17 protein-coding genes are annotated in these 18,259 nt (G+C 72.9%); 8 read left to right on the forward strand and 9 right to left on the reverse strand.

Going from position 1 to position 18,259, the window contains the following annotated elements:
- Positions 1–8 precede the first annotated feature (8 nt).
- Positions 9–1,085, reverse strand: coding sequence for a Zn-dependent alcohol dehydrogenase (locus tag ACZ4A5_RS01715; protein ID WP_467577071.1), 1,077 nt, complete (start codon positions 1,083–1,085; stop codon positions 9–11).
- A 56-nt stretch (positions 1,086–1,141) separates the two neighbouring features.
- Complete coding sequence (locus ACZ4A5_RS01720; RefSeq protein ID WP_467577074.1) at positions 1,142–1,999, reverse strand: MaoC/PaaZ C-terminal domain-containing protein; 858 nt, start codon at positions 1,997–1,999, stop codon at positions 1,142–1,144.
- A gap of 275 nt (positions 2,000–2,274) precedes the next feature.
- On the opposite strand from ACZ4A5_RS01720, the gene ACZ4A5_RS01725 reads away from it, so the two are divergent.
- The 6 genes from ACZ4A5_RS01725 (at position 2,275) to ACZ4A5_RS01750 (ending at position 8,122) form a co-directional block, all read left to right on the forward strand.
- Positions 2,275–3,444, forward strand: coding sequence for a histidine kinase (locus ACZ4A5_RS01725; RefSeq protein WP_467577077.1), 1,170 nt, complete (start codon positions 2,275–2,277; stop codon positions 3,442–3,444).
- Positions 3,441–4,046, forward strand: coding sequence for a response regulator transcription factor (locus tag ACZ4A5_RS01730; RefSeq protein ID WP_361533409.1), 606 nt, complete (start codon positions 3,441–3,443; stop codon positions 4,044–4,046). Before ACZ4A5_RS01725 ends, ACZ4A5_RS01730 begins: the two co-directional genes overlap by 4 nt.
- A 308-nt stretch (positions 4,047–4,354) precedes the next feature.
- A complete protein-coding gene (locus tag ACZ4A5_RS01735; RefSeq protein ID WP_467577267.1) occupies positions 4,355–4,945 on the forward strand; it encodes a class I SAM-dependent methyltransferase in 591 nt (196 codons plus the stop codon).
- Between the two features lie 22 nt (positions 4,946–4,967).
- Positions 4,968–5,930, forward strand: coding sequence for an N-acetylmuramoyl-L-alanine amidase (locus ACZ4A5_RS01740; RefSeq protein WP_467577081.1), 963 nt, complete (start codon positions 4,968–4,970; stop codon positions 5,928–5,930).
- A 163-nt stretch (positions 5,931–6,093) separates the two neighbouring features.
- Positions 6,094–6,966: a hypothetical protein gene (locus tag ACZ4A5_RS01745; protein ID WP_467577084.1), complete on the forward strand. Its 873-nt coding sequence runs from the start codon at positions 6,094–6,096 to the stop codon at positions 6,964–6,966.
- 145 nt (positions 6,967–7,111) lie between these two features.
- Positions 7,112–8,122 carry an LLM class F420-dependent oxidoreductase gene (locus ACZ4A5_RS01750; RefSeq protein WP_467577087.1) on the forward strand — a complete coding sequence of 337 codons (1,011 nt, stop codon included), beginning with the start codon at positions 7,112–7,114 and terminating at the stop codon, positions 8,120–8,122.
- A gap of 298 nt (positions 8,123–8,420) precedes the next feature.
- Here the strand turns inward: ACZ4A5_RS01750 and ACZ4A5_RS01755 are convergent, their stop codons facing one another.
- The 6 genes from ACZ4A5_RS01755 to ACZ4A5_RS01780 all read right to left on the reverse strand — a co-directional run bounded on the left by ACZ4A5_RS01755 (position 8,421) and on the right by ACZ4A5_RS01780 (position 14,710).
- Entirely contained in the window at positions 8,421–9,842 is a 1,422-nt protein-coding gene (locus ACZ4A5_RS01755) for a M1 family metallopeptidase (RefSeq protein WP_467577090.1), read from the reverse strand.
- A gap of 28 nt (positions 9,843–9,870) precedes the next feature.
- On the reverse strand, positions 9,871–10,674 hold the full coding sequence (locus ACZ4A5_RS01760) for a maleylpyruvate isomerase family mycothiol-dependent enzyme (RefSeq protein WP_467577093.1): 804 nt from the start codon (positions 10,672–10,674) through the stop codon (positions 9,871–9,873).
- Between the two features lie 60 nt (positions 10,675–10,734).
- Complete coding sequence (locus tag ACZ4A5_RS01765) at positions 10,735–11,298, reverse strand: hypothetical protein (protein WP_467577096.1); 564 nt, start codon at positions 11,296–11,298, stop codon at positions 10,735–10,737.
- Between the two features lie 89 nt (positions 11,299–11,387).
- Positions 11,388–12,467 carry a prenyltransferase/squalene oxidase repeat-containing protein gene (locus ACZ4A5_RS01770; protein WP_467577098.1) on the reverse strand — a complete coding sequence of 360 codons (1,080 nt, stop codon included), beginning with the start codon at positions 12,465–12,467 and terminating at the stop codon, positions 11,388–11,390.
- Positions 12,464–13,198, reverse strand: a complete 735-nt coding sequence (locus tag ACZ4A5_RS01775; RefSeq protein ID WP_467577101.1) for a class I SAM-dependent methyltransferase — start codon at positions 13,196–13,198, stop codon at positions 12,464–12,466. Before ACZ4A5_RS01775 ends, ACZ4A5_RS01770 begins: the two co-directional genes overlap by 4 nt.
- 150 nt (positions 13,199–13,348) lie before the next feature.
- On the reverse strand, positions 13,349–14,710 hold the full coding sequence (locus tag ACZ4A5_RS01780) for a glycosyltransferase family 4 protein (protein ID WP_467577104.1): 1,362 nt from the start codon (positions 14,708–14,710) through the stop codon (positions 13,349–13,351).
- Positions 14,711–14,930: 220 nt separating this feature from the next.
- Here ACZ4A5_RS01780 and ACZ4A5_RS01785 point away from each other — a divergent pair, with 220 nt between their 5' ends.
- Both ACZ4A5_RS01785 and ACZ4A5_RS01790 read left to right on the forward strand, forming a co-directional pair.
- The gene (locus ACZ4A5_RS01785; protein WP_467577107.1) at positions 14,931–15,590 is read left to right on the forward strand and encodes a TetR family transcriptional regulator; all 660 of its coding nucleotides are present in this window, start codon (positions 14,931–14,933) and stop codon (positions 15,588–15,590) included.
- 234 nt (positions 15,591–15,824) lie between these two features.
- Positions 15,825–16,436 (forward strand): response regulator transcription factor, encoded by a 612-nt coding sequence (locus ACZ4A5_RS01790; RefSeq protein WP_467577110.1) that lies wholly within the window; start codon positions 15,825–15,827, stop codon positions 16,434–16,436.
- A 37-nt stretch (positions 16,437–16,473) separates the two neighbouring features.
- Here ACZ4A5_RS01790 and ACZ4A5_RS01795 read toward each other — a convergent pair whose 3' ends face one another.
- Entirely contained in the window at positions 16,474–18,153 is a 1,680-nt protein-coding gene (locus ACZ4A5_RS01795; protein WP_467577113.1) for an ATP-binding cassette domain-containing protein, read from the reverse strand.
- Positions 18,154–18,259 lie beyond the last annotated feature (106 nt).

Consider the following 18,259-nt stretch of genomic DNA (forward strand, 5'->3'; position numbering starts at 1 on the left):
GCCCCCCTTCAGATCTCGACGCAGGTGCGCAGTGCCTCGCCCGAGCGCATCTGGTCGAGGGCGTCGTTGATCCCGGCGAGCGGGACACGGTGGGTGATGAGCCCGGCGAGGTCGATCCGACCGGCCCGCCACAGGGCGATGGCGCGTTCGTACGAGCGCGTGATGGACCCGCCGCCGTAGAGGGACGGCAGGATCCGCTTCTCGTCGAAGAACAGCTCGAACATGTTGATCCGGAAGTCGTCGTCCATCGCGCCCGCCCCGACGACGCACAGCGTGCCGCCGCGCCGTGTCGCTCCGTAGGCGGCGCGGGCGGTGGCGGACTTGCCGACGACCTCGAAGACGTAGTCGAAGCCCTCGCCGCCGGTGAGCCGGGCGACGGCGTCGTCTAGGGCGTCGGGCGCGACCGCCTCGGTCGCGCCGAAGCGCAGGGCGGCCTCGCGGCGGGACGCGACGGGGTCGACGGCGACGATATGGGCCGCCCCGCTGACGCGCGCGCCCTGCACGGCGCAGACCCCCACGCCGCCACAGCCGATGACGGCGACCGACGAACCGGCCTCCACCGCGGCGGTGTTGAGGGCGGCGCCGAGGCCGGTGGTGACGCCGCAGCCGATGAGGGCGGCGATGTCGTACGGCAGGTCGTCGGGGATGGGCACGGCGCAGCCCGCGTCCACCACGATCTCCTCGGCGAAGGTGCCGGTGCCCGCGAACCCGAAGACGTCGGTGTCCCCGTGGCGGAAGTTGGGGGTGCCGGAGTTCATGAATCCGGCCAGGCAGAGCTGGGACTGTCCGCGCCGGCAGGCCGGACAACTGCCGCACGCGGGAAGCCAGCAGACGAGGACGCGGTCGCCGGGCCGCGGTCCGGTGACGCCGTCGCCGGTCTCGACGACGTCCCCGGCGCCCTCGTGGCCGGGGACGAAGGGGGCGGGCTGCGGCAGGACGCCGGACATGGCGGAGAGGTCGGAGTGACAGAGCCCGGTGGCCCGCATCCGGATCCTCACCTTGCCCGGCCCGAACCCGGTGGGCTCGACGGAGTCGAGGACGTCGAGCTTGTCCTGCCCGGTCTGATGCAGTACGGCTGCGCGCATGGCGGACTCCTTGGATGTGGGGGCGCGTTCCAGCACGTTCCGGGCGGTGGCCGGCCCTAGTCGTGGGTGACCACCGCGTCCGTCAGGACGGGCGCGTCCCCCCGCTCCGCCACCGTCACCAGCAGCTGCGTCCGCCCCGGCGCCACGCTCCAGGCCCGGACGCGGAGCGTCTCGCCCGGGAAGACGACGCCCGCGAAGCGTGTCGCGTAGGAGCGGACGCGGCTGACGTCCCCTCCGAGCAGCGTGTCCACGACCGCCTTGAGGGCGATGCCGTAGGAGCACAGGCCGTGCAGGATGGGCCGGTCGAAGCCCGCGGCGGCGGCGAACTCGGGGTCGGCGTGCAGGGGGTTCCAGTCGCCGGAGAGGCGGTAGAGGAGGGCCTGGTCCTCGCGGACGGGGCGCTCGACGGTGACGGACGGGGCGGTCGTGGGGACGTCCAGCCGCGTGGACGTGCCGCGCTCGCCGCCGAAGCCGCCCTCGCCTTTGACGAAGATCTCGCACTCGCTCGTCCACAACGGCCCGTCCGCGTCGGCGGCGTCGGAGCGCAGCACGATGACGGCGGCCTTGCCCTTGTCGTGGACGGCGGTGACGCGCGAGGTGTGGGTGGCGCCGCCGCGGACGGGAAGGGGCCGGTGGAGCGCGATGTGCTGTCCGCCGTGCAGAACCGCGGCGAGGTCGATGTCGATGCCGGGCGCGGCGAGGCCGCCGCCCAGCGCCATGCCGCCGCCCGCGACGGTCGCGAAGCTGGGGAGGACGTGGAGCCTGCTCTCCAGGGTGTAGCGGAGTTCGGCGGGGTCGGTGGCCGGGGTGCCCGCCCCGATGCCCAGGTGGTAGAGCTGGATGTCCTTGTGGTCCCAGGAGAGTTGGGTGGTACGGGGCTCGGCGGCGACCGCCTGCGCTGCGTCGATCGGCATCGGGGCAGGGCTCCTTCGCGGCGAGGTGGAGACCCCGTCCCGGCCGTCCGCACCGCCGCCCGCGCCGGAGTCACTGCCGGTCGGCCCGGGACACGCTCGACGTAGAACGCGTTCTAGCCGACCCGATGGGACCCATGTATAGCCGATCGCCGTGAGGGTGGGAAGGCCACGGGCGGGGCGGTCCCCGGCGGCACCGGGCCTTACGACAAATGTCACGGATCGTCGCCCACACTTGCATCTGCCCAGGTCACCACGGTGTTGCTTAAGGTCGGGGCATGAACGACAGCGCCAAGTCGGCGGCACGCCACAAACCACCGGGGAAACCACCGGGGAAATACGCCTTCCTGCCGTGGCTCTTCATGCTCACCGAGGACGTCCAGGGGCTCTTCCACGGGCAGGTCCCGCTGCCCTGGCTGGGCGGCGCCGGGGTGCTCGCCTTCGCGGTGCTCTACACCGTGGCGGTCTTCACCAGCCTCGACGAGCGGCGCCGCCACACCCCGACGCCGCACGTGGCGCTCGCCGGACTGGCGGCCGTCACCTACGCGCTGACCGTCGGCTACGGCGGCGACTGGCTGCTCTGCTTCCCGCTGCTGTCGCTGGCCAGCGGGATCGTGCTCAGGAACCGCGAGGGCAACGGGCGCCGGCTCGGGGTCGTCGTCCTCATCCTGTCCGGCTCCGCCGGGCTCATCGGCAGCTTCCGCGGCAGTCCCAGCGAGTCGCTGACCATCGGCTACGGCACCATGCTCTCCGGCCTGGTCACCGCCGCGATCCTCACCCTCTTCGAGACCGTCGCCCAACTGCGCGCCACCCGCGAGGAACTGGCCCGCAGCGCGGTCGAGCAGGAGCGGCTGCGCTTCTCGCGCGACCTGCACGACCTGCTCGGCCACACGATGTCCGTGATCGTGGTCAAGGCGGAGGCCGTACGCCGCCTCGCGCCCCGCGACCTGGACGCCGCGCTCGGCCAGGCCGCCGACATCGAGGCCGTCGGACGGCAGGCGCTCACCGAGATCCGCGAGGCCGTCACGGGCTATCGCGAGGGCAGCCTCACCACCGAACTCGACCGCGCCGGCTCGCTCCTCGAAGCCTCCGGGATCGAGGCCGAGATCCGCCAGTCGGGCCCCCCGCTGCCCCCGCAGTCCGCGGCGCTGCTCGGCTGGGTGGTGCGCGAGGGCGTCACCAACGTCGTACGGCACAGCGGCGCCGGGCGCTGCACGGTGGAGGTGCGCGGCGAAACCGACCAAGTGCGCCTGGAGATCACCGACAACGGGCGCGGCGTAGGCTCGGACGCACCCGCGAAGAGCTGCGGAACGGGCCTGAAGGGGCTGGCCGAACGACTGGCCGTCGCGGGTGGTTCCCTGACGTGCGGACCGGACGGACGGCGGGGGTTCCGGCTGGTCGCAGAACTGCCCGTGGACTCGGAGTCCGAGGAGGACCGCAAGAGATGATCAAGGTGTTGCTCGCCGAGGACCAGGGCATGATGCGGGGCGCGCTCGCGCTGCTGCTCGGGCTGGAGGAGGACATCGAGATCGTCGCCCAGGTCGGCAACGGCGACGAGATCCTGCCGAAGGCGCGCGAGGCGCGGCCCGACATCGCCCTCCTCGACATCGAACTGCCCGGCCGCAGCGGCCTGGACGCCGCCGCGGACCTGCGGTCGGCGCTGCCGGAGTGCCGGGTGCTGATACTCACGACCTTCGGCCGCCCCGGCTATCTGCGCCGGGCGATGGAGGCCGGGGCGTCCGGCTTCCTGGTGAAGGACGGCCCGGTGGAGGACCTCGCCGCCGCGATCCGCAAGGTGCTCGCGGGCGAGCGCGTCATCGACCCCGGCCTGGCCGCGGCCGCCCTCAGCGCGGGCCCGAACCCCCTCACTCAACGCGAACGCGACGTCCTGGCCGCGGCGGTGGACGGGGCGACGGTCGCGGACATCGCGGCGAAGGTCCACTTGTCGCCGGCGACGGTGCGGAATTATCTGTCGGCGGCGATCGGCAAGACGGCCACTCGGAACCGGATGGAGGCGGTGCGGGCGGCGCGGCAGAACGGGTGGTTGTAGCGGGGGGTGGGGTGCGGGCCCGTTGGCCTGCGGCGCTCTTTGCTGCGCTCCAGACCCCCGGCAACACGGCTTCGCCGCGTTGTCCTCAATCGCCGGACGGGCTGGATTTGGCTGATGTGGGTGCACAATTCAGCCCGTCCGGCGTTTGAGGACGCGGCCGCAGGCCGCCCCGCCGCAGGCGGCAACGGGCCGGTAGCCGGGGACCCCGCCCCGTAGGAGAGCATGGCCCCACCAACAAACCCGCCGTGGAGGAAACCGTGCCCCCCAAACCCGCAACCCTCGCCGCATTCGAAGCGGCGAAAGGCTTCATGCCGCTGGACGAAGGGCTCGCCCTCCACGAAGCCGCGGAAGCCGCGGCCGCCGCGCACCCCCACCCGCTCCTCGAAGTCGGCACATACTGCGGGCGGTCCACGATCCTGCTCGCCGACGCCGCCCGGGAGGCCGGGACGACGGTGGTGACCGTCGACCACCACCGCGGCAGCGAGGAGCAACAGCCGGGCTGGGAGTACCACGACCCGACGGTCGTGGACCCCGAGGTGGGCCGGATGGACACGCTGCCCACCTTCCGGCGCACCCTGCACAAGGCGGGTCTGGAGGAGCATGTCATCGCGGTCGTCGGCCGGTCGCCGCAGGTCGCGGCGGTCTGGGGCACGCCCCTCGGGCTGGTGTTCATCGACGGCGGGCACACCGACGAGCACGCCACGGGCGATTACGAGGGCTGGGCCCCGCACCTCGCCGAGGGCGGGCTGCTCGTGATCCACGACGTCTTCGCCGACCCGGCGGACGGCGGCCAGGCCCCGTACCGCGTGTACCGCAGGGCTCTTGCGTCCGGGGCGTTCACCGAAGTCTCGGTAACGCGCTCGCTGCACGTTCTGCGCCGTACCGGTCCCGGCGTGTGAGCCGCGGCGCTAGCATCGCCGGATGTCCAGAGGCACTTTTCCCCGCGTCCTTCCCCGCGCTCTCGTAGCCGGGGCGGCCGTGGTCGCGGCCGGTCTCCTGGGCTGGCTGCTGTGGGGCGCGAGCAGTGGCTCGGCGGACGACGGCAAGCGTCGGGCGGCGGCCGCCACCTCGTCCGCGGCACCATCCGCGGCGCCGTCCGCGCACCGTACGAGCCCGTCCCCGGAGGCCCCCGCGTCAGCGTTCGCGTCCGCGTCGAAAGAGCCGTCGCCGTCCGCGTCGCCGGAAACGGAGGGCACCGTGAGCGCCGACGGCCCGCTCAAGGGCAAGGTGGTCGTCGTCGACCCCGGGCACAACATCCACAACAGCGAGCACACCGCGGAGATCGACCGCTCCGTGGACATCGGCACGGGCCGCAAGGAGTGCGACACCACCGGCACATCCACGAACGCCGGTTACGCGGAGGCGACGTTCAGCCTCGACGTCGCCCACCGGATCCGGGAGATCCTCCAGGCACAGGGCGCCGAGGTGCGGCTCACCCACGACGGCGACCGGCCGTACGGGCCGTGCGTGGACGAGCGGGCCGGGATCGGCAACAAGGCGCACGCGGACGCCGCCGTCTCCGTGCACGCGGACGGCGCGGCCGTCGGCGACCGCGGGTTCCATGTGATCCTCCCCGCCGCGGTGCGGGCCGGCCGGGCGGACACCGGGCCGATCGTGGGGCCGTCGAAGGAGCTGGGCGAGCGGATCGCGGGCACCTTCGTACGGACGACCGGAAGCGCGCCGTCCAACTACATCGGCGGCGGCACCGGACTCGACACCCGCTCGGATCTCGGGGGCCTCAACCTCTCGACGGTGCCCAAGGTGTTCATCGAGTGCGGCAATATGCGCGACCCTCAGGACGCCGCTCTGCTGACCGACCCGACATGGCGCCAAAAAGCGGCGCAAGGGATCGCGAAGGGTGTCGCGGACTTCCTGCGGAGGTAAGTACCGGCAGGCCACGGGCATGTCACGAGGGTGATACGAAGGAGACGCCCCGACCGTTCAGGCGATAGGTTCACCCGTACGATGGGGGCCACCCCCGCGCCCCCTCGCATCTCGCGTACCGGCGACAGCGACGACACTGATCAACACTGACAAAGGATTTTAGGTGAACATCCGCTCCCTCACTCGAGGCGACGGCGTGGTGATCGGAGCAGCGGTGTTGCTGTTCATCGCCTCGTTCCTCAGCTTCTACTCGTACGACTGCGGCGCGCAGTCGTCGTTCTGCCCGACGGAGCCGAACGGCTGGAAGTCCGGCCTGTTCCCCGTACTGCCGTCGATCTTCCTCGCCGGGATCATCGCCGCCGCGCTCATCGTCGCCGCCCGTTTCCAGCCCGAGGGACGCAAGCTCGTCGGCATGGGCCTGGACCAGTGGGGCACCGCGTTCGCGGTCTTCGCCGCGTGGTCCTCGCTGTGGACGATCGTCGGCGGCGGTTCCCAGGTGTCCGCGGGTGTCGGCCAGATCCTCGGTCTGATCGCCAACCTCGCGCTCGCCGCGGCCGCGGTGCTCACGCCGCGCACCCCGGCGCTCAAGGCCCCGCTGGTCGGCACCCCCGGCCCGCAGGCCCCGGGTCCGTACGGCGCCGGCCCGAACCCGGGCTACGGCTACCCCGGCGGCATGCAGCAGCACGGTGCCGCGGGCCCGTACGGCGCGCAGCCCTCGTACGGCGGCCAGCCGCAGCAGCCCCAGCCGGGGCAGCAGGAGCACGGCATGGACCACGGCATGGGCGAGGCGGCCGCCGCCGCTCCGCAGGCCGCGGCGCAGCCCGCCGCTCCGGCCGCGGACTTCGCCCCGTTCTGGTTCGCCGTGCCGGTGGCCCGTCCGCTCTACGCGGAGGACGGCTCCCCGACGCCGGTCGCCGAGCTCGCGCCCGGCACCTGGTACCTCGCGGTCGACCAGCGCGGTCAGGCCCTCGTCGCGCAGACGCAGGACGGCCGCCGCGGTGTGCTCCAGGACACCACGGGCATCCAGCGCGGCTGACGCGCGCCCGCCCTTCTCGACGGCCCGCCGGGTTCTTCCCGGCGGGCCGTCGTCCTGTCCCGCGCCCTGTCCCGCGCCTTGTCCCGCGCCGGGCGGATCCGTACAGTCACACACCTGACGCTCCGTCAGGTCAACGGAGGTGGCCATGCGGCTCGGACTCGCGCTCGGCTACTGGGGCCGCGGCCCCGACCCCCGCCACGTCGAGCTCGCCGTCGAGGCGGAGCGGCTGGGCTACGACTCCGTGTGGACGGCCGAGTCCTGGGGCTCCGACGCCTTCACCGCCCTCACCTGGATCGCCGCGCACACCCGGCGCGTGCGGCTCGGCACGGCGGTGGCGCAGATGGCCGCGCGCGCCCCGACCGCGACCGCGATGCACGCGCTGACCCTCGACCACCTCTCCGGCGGCCGGATGCTGCTCGGCCTCGGGCTGTCGGGCCCCCAGGTCGTGGAGGGGTGGTACGGGCGCCCCTTCCCGGACAGCCCGCTGACCGCGACGCGCGAATACGTCGAGGTCGTACGGCAGGTGCTGCGCCGCCGGGCGCCGGTCGCCCTCGACGGCCGCTACCACCCGCTGCCCTGCACCGGCCCCGGTGCCACGGGCCTCGGCAAGCCGCTCAAGCCGGTCACCCATCCGCTGCGGCCCGACCTGCCCGTCCTGCTGGGCGCCGAAGGCCCCCGGAACATCGCGCAGACCGTGCGCATCGCCGACGGCTGGCTGCCGCTCTACTGGTCCCCGCTGCGCACCGGCCTCCACGCCGCGGCCCTCGCCGGCGCCCCCGAAGGCTTCATGGTGGCCCCGCTCGCCCAGGCCCGCCTCTGCGCCGACGTGGCCGAGGGCCTGCGGCCGGTGCGGGCCATGCTCGCCTTCTACATCGGGGCCATGGGCCACGCGAGCCGCAACTTCCACGCCGACCTCATGGCCCGCATGGGCTTCCCCGAGGAGGCTGCCCGCGTCCGCGCCCTCTTCCTCGCGGGCCGCCGCGAGGAGGCGGTCGCCGCCGTACCGTCCGCTTTCGCCGACGAGATCTCTCTGGTGGGGCCGCGGGCGCGTCTCGCGGAGCGGCTGGCTCTCTGGCGGGCGGGGCCGGTGACGGATCTGCTGGTGGTGACGCGGGATGTGGGGACGCTTCGGGTTCTGGCGGAGTTGAACGCTTAGAGGGTGCGGGTCCGTTGGCCTGCGGCGCTTTTTCCCCAGCCCCGCCCCTTCCCGAAACTGGGGGCAAGCCCCCAGACCCCCAGCAACACGCTTCGCGCGTTGTCCTCAATCGCCGGACGGGCTGATATTCAGCCCGTGGGGGCACCTCCCAGCGGTAGCTGGGGGAGATTGAGGACGCGCCCGCAGGGCGCTGGGATCCGGGGTCTCCCCCCACGCGGCGGAGCCGCACATCAGATGCAGCCGGGAAGGGGCGGGTAGGGGAAAAAGCCCGCCGCAGGCGGAAGCAACCCGCACCCCCTCACGGCCGCCCCTCCCCCCAAAGCCACCCATCGAAAAGCCGCTTCAAACTCCGCCCCGCCTTCCCCTCGCACAGCGCGATGAACTCAGCCGTATCCCCGTTCCCATAACGGTGATCGGAAGCCCACTGCCGCGCGATAGCGAAAAACGTCTCATCCCCCACACCCCGCCGCAATTCATGCAACAACATCGCCCCCCGCCCGTAAACCGGCGGATCGGAAATCGTCTCCGCCGTGGGCTTACCCGGCGGAAACGCCCAGATACCCGCACTCTCCGGATCCTTGCCGGAGGAGAAGTCGTCGAATATGCGCTGGGCGGAGCGGCCGCCCTCCTTCTCCTCCCACAGCCATTCCGCGTACTGGGCGAAGCTCTCGCTCAGCCACATGTCGCGCCAGGTGCGCGGGGTGACGGAGTTGCCGAACCACTGGTGGGCGACCTCGTGGATCACGACGGCGTCACTGGGCGCCTCGTCGAAGTACGGCTTGGTCTGGGTCTCCAGCGCGTAGTCGACGTACTCGTTGTGGTCGATGACCGCTCCGGCCGAGGAGAAGGGGTACGGGCCGAAGAGCCCGCTCGCCCACTCGATCGCGCGGGGCAGCAGCTTGGCCATGCGCGGTGCGGCGGCGGCCTCCTCGGGGTGGGTGGCGATATAGACGGGCAGGTCGCCGGCCTTCGTCGTGGTGACCTCGAATTGGTTCACGACGACGCTCGCCAGATAGCTCGCCATCGGCTCGGGGCTGTGCCAGGAGAAGGTGGCGCGGCCGTCACGCGCCTCCTTCCGCTTCAACTCGCCATTGGCCACGGCGGTGTAGCCCTCGGGCACGGTCACCTCGATGTCGTAGGTGGCCTTGTCGGAGGGGTGGTGGTTGCCGGGGAACCAGGCCGTCGAGCCGGTGGGTTCGCCCAGGGCCGCGGCGCCGGTGTCCGTCTCCACCCAGCCTTCGAGGGAGTCGTCCGCGTCCGTGATCTCCTGGGGAACTCCTTCGTAGACGACCACCGTCTGGAACTCGCGGCCCTTGCCCACCGTCGTGCCGGGCCGCACCGTCAGCTCGGCGCCCTTGCGCGCCGTGCCGGCCGGCTCGCCGTCGACGCGGGCGTCGCGCACCTTCATGCCCTTGAGGTCGAGGTTGAAGGCGTCCAGGTCCTGGGTGGCGCGGGCGGTGATGACGGCGGTGGCGTGCAACCGGTTGCCCTCCGGTGCGTAGTCCAGCGTCAGGCCGTAGTGCTGGACGTCGTAACCGCCGTTGCCCAGACGGGGGAAGAGCGGGTCGCCGGCCCCCGCGGCGCCCGCCTTCCCGCTGTCGCTCCCCGCCGAGCAGGAGGTGAGGAGCATCAGGGCCGCGGGCAGCAGCACCCCGCGCCTCAGCCGACGCCGGCGGCGCGGAGCCGCGCGGCTCACGGAGGATCTGGGTATACCGGTCATACGCGCGATGCTCTCACCCGGCCGCCGCTCAGCCGAAGCTGGCCGTCTCCAGCCAGAGGTCGAGCAGCGCGCGGTCGCCCAGGACCTCGACGCGGCCGTCGGCGAGCGGCTGCCGCTGATAGAAGACGGCCAGCACGTCGGCCACCGGCCCGCGCACGGTGACGGCCGCCTTCTCGTGGCCGCGCCGCCATGCCATGCGCTCACCGGTGAGATCGACGAACCACTCCGCCGCCGCCTCCGCCGGGGTGTCCGTGGCGTGCAGATGGATCGTGCGGCCGGGGCCCAGCAGCCCCTTCAGCTCCGGCTTGCGCTCCAGCACCGCGGGGTGCGTGGCCATCTCCAGCCATTCGTCCAGGCAGTCCACCGCCACCTCGGGATCGATGGTGAACTCGATACCGGCCGTCCGCTGCGCGTCGGCCCGGTGGATGGCCGTCTCGTGCGTCATCCGGCGGGCCCAGAAGTCGGCGGTGCGGCTCCCGGCGAACGTCCACACCGGGGCGTCCGCGCCCGCCTCGCGCAGCGTGGAGACCAGCGTCTCCGCCCCTGCCAACAGCCAGCCGCCGAGGGCCGTCTCATCGTCGGGGGACGGGTCGCCGGGGCCGAACTCGGCGGAGAACTCCTCGGCGCGCACCTCGAATTCGGTGGTCCTCGTCCGCACCAGCGACTCGGCGAACCGGTGCGCCCGGCCGACGTGCAGCACGAGCTGGGCCAGGGTCCAGTCCGGGCAGGTGGGCACGGTCGCCGCGAGGTCGGCGCCCCGGAGCGCGGCGCGCATCAGCGCGGTCTGGGCGAGGACCTCGGAACAGTAGCGCTCATAGCTGAGTTTCGTCATGAGGCCACTGTAGAGAGGGCCACTGACAACAGCCTTGCCCGCGGCCCTGGTTCGGGCGGCTCAGCCCTTCTGGATGTCGGAGTAGGACGGCACCTTGTCGGTGACCGGGGCGCCCGCGCCCTTGCCCGCGTCCTTCACGTTGTTGATGACTTTGTCGAAGGAGTCGGCGTCGCTGTCGGTGGCGTCGCCCTTGCGGAACTTCGTGGTCAGCCCCTTGAGCGAGTCGATGCCCGCGCTGAGCGGAGCCACGGCCTTGGCGAGGGTCGGGTCGCCCTTGGCGTTGTTCACGGCGGCCTTGAAGCGGTTGTACGAGAACGTGCCCGCGAGGCCCGCCTTCACCAGGGCGACGGTGCGGCCGTCGGCGCCCTTCTTGAAGGCGCCGTTCCGGTAGGGCTTGATGACCCACTGGTACGCGGCTCCCGCGGCGAGCCCGGCATTGGTCACGAAGCGTGTCTTCGCGAACTTCTGCTTCTCCACGGAGTTGGTGGAGGTGGGGCCGCTCGTGCTCTCCGATTCCTTCTTCTTCCCGCCGCCGCATCCCGTCCCGACGAGGAGAAGACCGCAGACGAGGGGCACGGCGACGACGGCGCGGCGATTCACGGTGACCTCCGGTGGGGGCGACATCCCTCCGGCAAGGGTCCCCTGCGGGGCGCGCCGCCGCCACAGGGAAGACCCGTTCGAGTGCCCTCGCCCCACCGGCCGCGGGTGCGGCGTCAGCAGCAGTCGGGCTCCAGGCCGACGGGCAGCCGCTCGCCGCCGAAGACCGCCGTCGTCGCCTCGTCGCCGCCCAGTGCCGCGACCGCGAGCAGCAGGGACCCGGCCGTCCACGTCGTCAGTTCCTCGGGCCAGATCGCGTCGTCCTCGAAGACGTAGCCGGTCCAGTAGAGGCCGTCCTCGGCCCGCAGGTGCTGGATCCACTGGAGGATCTCCACCGCGCGGTCGGACTCGCCCATCACCCAGAGGGCCAGGGCGAGTTCGCAGCTCTCGCCGCCGGTCACCCAGGGGTTCGGCAGGACGCACCGGACGCCGAGGCCCGGCACGACGAAGCGGTCCCAGCCCTCCTCGATGCGCTCCTTGGCGGCGGGGCCGGAGAGCGCGCCGCCGAGCACCGGGTAGTACCAGTCCATGGAGTAGCGGCTCTTGTCGAGGAACCGCTCGGGGTGCTCGCGGATCGCGTGGGCCAGCAGGCCGCAGGCCAGCTCCCAGTCCGGCTGCGGCTCCTCGCGGTGCTCGGCGATGGCCAGGGCGCAGCGCAGCGCCTGGTGGATCGAGGAGGAGCCGGTGAGGAGCGCGTCGGTGACATCGGTGCCGTCCTCCTCCCGCTTCCAGCCGATCTGGCCGCCGGGCTGCTGGAGTCGCAGGACGAATTCGACGGCGGCGAAGACGGTCGGCCACATGCCGTCGAGGAAGGCGTCGTCGCCGGTGGAGAGGTAGTGGTGCCAGACGCCGACCGCGACGTAGGCGACGAAGTTGGTCTCGCGGCCGCGGTCGGTGGGTTCGGCGGCATCGCCGTCGGCGTACGCGGCGTACCACGAGCCGTCGGGGTTCTGGTGCTCGGCGAGCCAGCGGTAGGCGGCCGCGGCGCGGGCGTGCTCGCCCGCGGCGTCCAGGGCCATGGCGGCCTCGACGTGGTCCCACGGGTCGAGGTGGTGCCCGCGGAACCAGGGTATGGCGCCGTCCTCGCGCTGCGCGGCGGCGATGCCGGCCACCGTGCGGGCGGCCTGCTCGGCGGTGAGGACGCCGGACAGGACGAGGCGGTCGGTGCGGTCCGGCCCGCGGCCGGCCCTGCTCACGCGCGCTCCCCGGCGGGCGCGTGCGGCTTGGTCGCGTAGGCCACGAAGCTCTTGCCGATGACGGGGTTGAGGAGCTGCTCGGCGACCCGGGTGGCCGCGGGCTTCTTCATGATGTCCCAGACCAGCAGCTTGTGGTAGGCGCGGACGGGCAGCGCCTTGTCGTTGTCGACGCCGAAGGCGCACTTGAGCCACCAGTAGGGGCTGTGCAGGCCGTGGGCGTGATGGGTGCCGTACGGGGCCAGGCCCGCCTCGCGCATCTTGTCGAGGAGTTCGTCGCCGCGGTAGATGCGGATGTGGCCGCCCTCGACCTCGTGATAGGCGTCGGAGAGCGCCCAGCAGACCTTCTCCGGGCCGTAGCGGGGCACGGTGACGGCGATCCGGCCGCCCGGTTTGAGGACGCGGACCATCTCGGCGAGCACGCCCTTGTCGTCGGGGATGTGCTCCATCACCTCGGAGATGATGACGACGTCGAAGCTCTCGTCGGGGAAGGGCAGGGCGAGGGCGTCGCCCTCCATGGCCGTGGCGGTGGCGCCTGCGGGGGCCTCACCGGCCTCCTTCATGGCCGCGAACCACTTGGCGACCTCGCGTATCTCCTCGGCGTTGCGGTCGAGGGCGACGACCCGCGCGCCTCGCCGGTAGCACTCGAAGGCGTGCCGGCCCGCGCCGCACCCCAGGTCGAGGACGCGGTCGCCTGCGGCGAGCGGGAAGCGGGAGAAATCGACGGTCAGCACGAATGTTTGCTTTCGTCCGGCGGGTCAGGTCGATGGGGGCGGAGGGACGCGGTGGGGGGGGGGGGGGGCGGGGGGGGAGGGGGGGGGGGCGTTTTCCCCCCCCCCCCCCCCCGTCCCCCCCCCCCGGGAAGGGGCGGGCGGGCAGCGACATCAGCCGCGCCGTCCCGCCACCGCGGCGGCGGTGCCCTGCCGGGCGATCGCCGAGCGGTAGCGCTCGGCGGTCCCGATGGCCGCCTGCCGCCAGGTGAAGCGGGACAGCACGCGCTCGCGGCCGGCCGCGCCGAGCTTGCGCCGGAGCGCCTCGTCGCCGAGCAGCCGGTGCAGCGCGGAAGCCAGTGCTCCGGGGTCGCCCGGCGGCACCGCGAGGCACGTCTCGCCGTCGGGTCCGGCGACCTCGGGGATCGCCCCGCCCGTCGTGGCGACCAGCGGTGTGCCCGTGGCCATCGCCTCGGCGGCCGGCAGGGAGAAGCCCTCGTAGAGCGAGGGGACGCAGGAGATCTGGGCCGAGCGCACCAGGTCGACGAGTTCCGCGTCGGTGATGCCCTTGACGAACTCGACGGCGCCTTCGAGGCCGCACCGCCGGATGGCGTGGGCCACCGGGCCGTCCTCCGCGCGCTTGCCGACCACGACGAGGTGGGCGGCGGGGTGCCGCGCGCGCACGACGGCCAGTGCCTCGACGAGGTGGACGAGGCCCTTGAGGGGGACGTCCGCGCTGGAGGTGGTGACGATCCGGCCGGGCACCTCGGGCACGGACGGGTCGGGCGAGAAGAGCTCGGTGTCGGCGCCGATGGGCACGACGTGCACCCGGTCCGGGGAGACCCCGAGGTGGGTGACGATCTCCTGCCGCGAGGAGCCGGAGACGGTCAGCACGGACGGCAGCCGCCGCGCGACCCGCTTCTGCATGCGGGTGAAGCCGTACCAGCGGCGCACGGACGCGCGCCGCTTCCAGTCGGCCGCGGCGTCGAGGTCGAGCTGCCGGTCGACGGTGATGGGGTGGTGAATGGTGGTCACCAGCGGCGCGCCGAGCACGGCGGGGCCGCCGAGCAGGCCGTAGCCGAGCGTCTGGTTGTCATGCACGACGTCGAACCGGCCGCGGTGCGCGGCGAGGTGACGGCGGGCCCGCAGGCTGAAGGTGAGCGGCTCGGGGAAGCCGCCGGTCCACATGGTGGCCACCTCCAGCGCGTCGATCCAGTCACGGTATTCGTCGCGGCCGGGCGTGCGGAAGGGGTCGGGCTGGCGGTAGAGGTCGAGGCTGGGCAGCTCGGTGAGGCTCACCCGGCCGCCGGTGGCGCCGTCACCGTCGAGGACGGGATAGGGCTGCGAGCCGATGACCTCGACGTGGTGGCCGAGCCGGGCGAGCTCGCGGGAGAGGTGGCGTACGTAGACACCCTGGCCACCGCAGAACGGGTTTCCCTTATAGGTGAGCAGGGCGATCCGCAGCGGGCGGTCACCGCCCCTGTCCACGGGGTGGTCGTCGTGCGCGAGCGTTGCCTCCGTGGCCTCCGCGGTCACTCCCGGCCTCCTTCTCGCTGCTGTTCCCGCCGGAGCGTAACCGGTCGCGCTAATCTAGAACAAGTTTCAGACTGGGTAGTCCGGAAGCCTTGAATCTACCGGCCGGACGGCCGGTGGAGCGGGCCGGATCGGGTGATTCGCGCCACGGCTTCACCCCTGCCATGCTGTGCCGTCCGGGCCCCACGGACAGCGCTGGACGGCTTGCCACGGAATGGGACATATGACTACGGACTCCAGGCCGGCTCCGACGCCGGCGTCGGCGGCCCCTTCCCCGCTGCCCAAGCCCCTGCTGACGGAGCGTCAGGAGGCCCGGCGGCGGCGTATCCTGGCGGCCACCACCCGGCTGGCGACCCGCGGCGGCTTCGACGCCGTGCAGATGCGGGAGGTCGCCGAGTCGTCGAACGTGGCGCTCGGCACGCTCTACCGCTACTTCCCCTCGAAGATCCACCTGCTGGTCGCCACCATGCAGGACCAGCTCCAGCAGCTCCACGAGACCCTGCGCAAGCGCCCGTTGACGGATGAGGACCCAGCGGCGCGCGTGGCCCAGACGCTGATGCGGGCCTTCCGTGCGATGCAGCGCGAGCCGCACCTCGCGGACGCGATGGTGCGCGCCCTCACCTTCGCCGACCGGTCCGTGAGCTCCGAGGTCGACACCGTCTCCCGGCTGACCACGGCGATCATCCTGGACGCGATGGGCCCCGCGGGCGCGGCCGGACCGCCCACCCCCGAGCGGCTCTCCGCCGTGCGCGTCATCGAGCACACCTGGCACTCGGCACTGATCACCTGGCTTTCCGGGCGGGCCTCCATCGCCCAGGTGAAGATCGACATCGAGACGGTTTGCCGACTCATCGACCCCATCAGCCTCAACTCCCCCCGCTGATCACCCGCTTCACCCCTCTTTGCCCCAGGACGCCTGTATCTACATTCCCCTGGCAAGAGGTTTCGGGGGGCGCGTTCGAGTGAACTTGGGGCGCGCGTGGCGCGAAGTGTGCGCCCTTGCGCCCCCCGCAGGTCAGTTATCAGCGCCCGTGGCCGTGGCACACGCCGGTATGAATTTGAAGTACCCGGTGCGGCGATCGCCCCACCGGGGGTGGCGGGAGGGCGGGGCTGACACGTGATCCGGGTCTTACTGGTGCACGACACCCATCTGCTGCGCGCTGCCCTGGCCGCGCTGATCGGACGAGAGCCCGACCTGGAGGTCTCGGCGTCCTCCTGGAGCCAGGCGGTGGCCGAGTCACGGGTGCTGCTCCCCCATGTGTGCGTGGTGGACATGGACAGCCCCGATGCCGGCGGGCCGTACGGCCTGCGGGAGCTCTCGGCATGGTGTGACGCAGGGGACGGCGCGACAGCCCTGCTGGCCCTGGCGACGGCGGAACGGCCGGGGCCACTGCGCCGGGCGTACGAGGAGCGGGCCTTGGGGTATTTGAGCAAAAACGCTTCACCTGGGCGGCTGTTCGAGGCCATAAGGCGGGTGGCGAAGGGCGAGCGCTATATCGACGAGTCCCTCGGCTACAGCTTCCTGCAAGCCTCCGACATCCCGCTGACCAACCGCGAGCTGACCGTGCTCTCCCTCGCGGCCGAGGGCGCCTCCATCGGGGAGATAGCCCGCAACCTGCACCTGTCGAACGGCACGGTGCGCAACTACATGGCGGCGATCACCCGCAAGACCGGAGCCCGCAACCGCGTGGACGCGATCCGCATCTCGCGGGTGGAGGGCTGGGTCTGAGCCCGAGCGGTGCTTCCGGGCTCCCGGAGGCACCGCTTCACGGCGCCGAACCGAGCCTGTCCGGGCGCACCTCCGCCGTCAGGTCGCGATAGAGCTCCGACTCCGCCAGCAGCTCCTCGTGGGTGCCGAGGACCGTGCGCGCCCCATCCATCACCAGCACCCGGTCCGCGCGGCGCGCCGAGCCCATGCGGTGGGCGATGACGATCAGGGTGCCGCCGGGCCGGTGCGCGAAGGCGTCCTCCACGCGCGCCTCCGTCTCCGCGTCGAGGTGGCACGTGGCCTCGTCCAGGACCGCGATCCGCGCGGGCGACAGATAGGCGCGGGCCAGGGCGACGCACTGGCGCTCGCCCTCCGAGAGCTCCGTGGGGGTGAGCGGCGTGGTGAAACCGCCCAGCCGGTCGACGAGTCCGGTCATGGCGAGGGCCCGGGCCGCGGCCTGGAGCTCCTCCTCGGGCACGCCGTCCGGGCGGAGGTAGCCGAGGTTGTCGGCGAGCGTGCCGGAGAAGACGTACGCCTCCTGCGGGATCAGGACCCGCCCGGCGCGCCCCCCGGCCACGTACACCTCGCCGCCGCCCGGCTCCAGCAGCCCGGCGACGAGCCCGGCCAGCGTCGACTTGCCGACGCCCGACGGGCCCACGACGGCGAGCCGGCCGCCGACGGGCACGACGAGGTCGAGGGCGTGGAGTACGGGGTCGGCGTGGTCGCCGTAGGAGAAGGTGACGTTCCTTAACTCGACGGCCGCGGCGGCGGGTTCGGGGAGCGCCGGGGGCGGCGGCGGCACGGGCGGCCCGTCCGTCAGGCGGCGTAGGACCACGGCCAGCCGCGAACCGCTCGCCCCCAGGCCGTGGACGAGGTCCTGGAGGGCGGGCAGCAGCGACTGCGTGAGGTAGGCGAGGGCGCCGACGAGCGCGCCCGGGGTGACGCCGCGGTCCAGCAGCCACGGGGTGGTGACCAGCAGCAGGACGAGCGGGAGGCGGCCCGCGACGGCCAGCGCGACGACCCGCAGCACGGACCAGCGGGCCAGGGCGAGCGAGGCGCGGAACTCCTCGTCCACCAGGGCCCCCGTCTCCGCGCGGACGCGTGCCTCGGCGCCGCCCGCCGTGATGTCCCGCAGCCCTCCGGCCACTTCGCCGAGCGACTTCGCGATGGCCTCGTCCGTGGCCAGGAACGTCTCCTGGCGGCGGGCGAGCGGGCGGAGCGTCGCCAGGAACAGCCCGAGGCCGAGCGCGAGCGGCGGCACCACGACCACCAGCAGGACGGGCGCCAGCAGGGACAGGCCCACCAGCGCCCCGGCCGCCGTGAAGACGAAGGACCGCGAGACCATCACCAGCCCGGCGAACGTGTCGCGGGCGATCTCCACTTGATGCGTGAGCCGGGAGACGGCCGCGCCGTCGGCGTCCCGCAGCGCCCGCGTCACGACGCGGCCCACGAGCCGGTCGCGCAGCGGCTCGACGAGGGCGGCCACGCCGCGGTACGTACGGCCGGTGCCGTACGCGCCGACGACGACGGCGAGCGCGGCGAGCCCGAGCCAGCCGAGCCCCTCGCCCGGGCGGTGGGCGAGGAATCCGCTGTCCAGGGCCTTGGCCAGGGCGTATCCGCTGGCGAAGGTGTGCGCGGCCTCGACGGCGGACCAGGCGGCGAGCAGGGCGATCGCGCGGCGGCGTGCCGCCAGGAAACGCAGTCCCTGCCGGGGCAGGGAGGAAGTGGTGCCGGCCATCCAGGGCTCCCTTCGGGGTGACTGGTGGGCTGCGAGTGTCTGTTGCGCCTGCGGCGGGCTTGCTTCCCCAACCCCGCCCCTTCCCGGAACCGGGGAGACCCCGGAC

Source organism: Streptomyces sp. NPDC025618 (assembly GCF_055558795.1).

What these genes read in the sequence shown, in the direction of transcription:
- ACZ4A5_RS01715 (WP_467577071.1), bottom strand. Translation starts at nt 1,085, where the DNA reads ATGCGCGCAGCCGTACTGCATCAGACCGGGCAGGACAAGCTCGACGTC.
- ACZ4A5_RS01720 (WP_467577074.1), bottom strand. Translation starts at nt 1,999, where the DNA reads ATGCCGATCGACGCAGCGCAGGCGGTCGCCGCCGAGCCCCGTACCACC.
- ACZ4A5_RS01725 (WP_467577077.1), top strand. Translation starts at nt 2,275, where the DNA reads ATGAACGACAGCGCCAAGTCGGCGGCACGCCACAAACCACCGGGGAAA.
- ACZ4A5_RS01730 (WP_361533409.1), top strand. Translation starts at nt 3,441, where the DNA reads ATGATCAAGGTGTTGCTCGCCGAGGACCAGGGCATGATGCGGGGCGCG.
- ACZ4A5_RS01735 (WP_467577267.1), top strand. Translation starts at nt 4,355, where the DNA reads ATGCCGCTGGACGAAGGGCTCGCCCTCCACGAAGCCGCGGAAGCCGCG.
- ACZ4A5_RS01740 (WP_467577081.1), top strand. Translation starts at nt 4,968, where the DNA reads ATGTCCAGAGGCACTTTTCCCCGCGTCCTTCCCCGCGCTCTCGTAGCC.
- ACZ4A5_RS01750 (WP_467577087.1), top strand. Translation starts at nt 7,112, where the DNA reads ATGCGGCTCGGACTCGCGCTCGGCTACTGGGGCCGCGGCCCCGACCCC.
- ACZ4A5_RS01755 (WP_467577090.1), bottom strand. Translation starts at nt 9,842, where the DNA reads ATGACCGGTATACCCAGATCCTCCGTGAGCCGCGCGGCTCCGCGCCGC.
- ACZ4A5_RS01760 (WP_467577093.1), bottom strand. Translation starts at nt 10,674, where the DNA reads ATGACGAAACTCAGCTATGAGCGCTACTGTTCCGAGGTCCTCGCCCAG.
- ACZ4A5_RS01765 (WP_467577096.1), bottom strand. Translation starts at nt 11,298, where the DNA reads ATGTCGCCCCCACCGGAGGTCACCGTGAATCGCCGCGCCGTCGTCGCC.
- ACZ4A5_RS01785 (WP_467577107.1), top strand. Translation starts at nt 14,931, where the DNA reads ATGACTACGGACTCCAGGCCGGCTCCGACGCCGGCGTCGGCGGCCCCT.
- ACZ4A5_RS01795 (WP_467577113.1), bottom strand. Translation starts at nt 18,153, where the DNA reads ATGGCCGGCACCACTTCCTCCCTGCCCCGGCAGGGACTGCGTTTCCTG.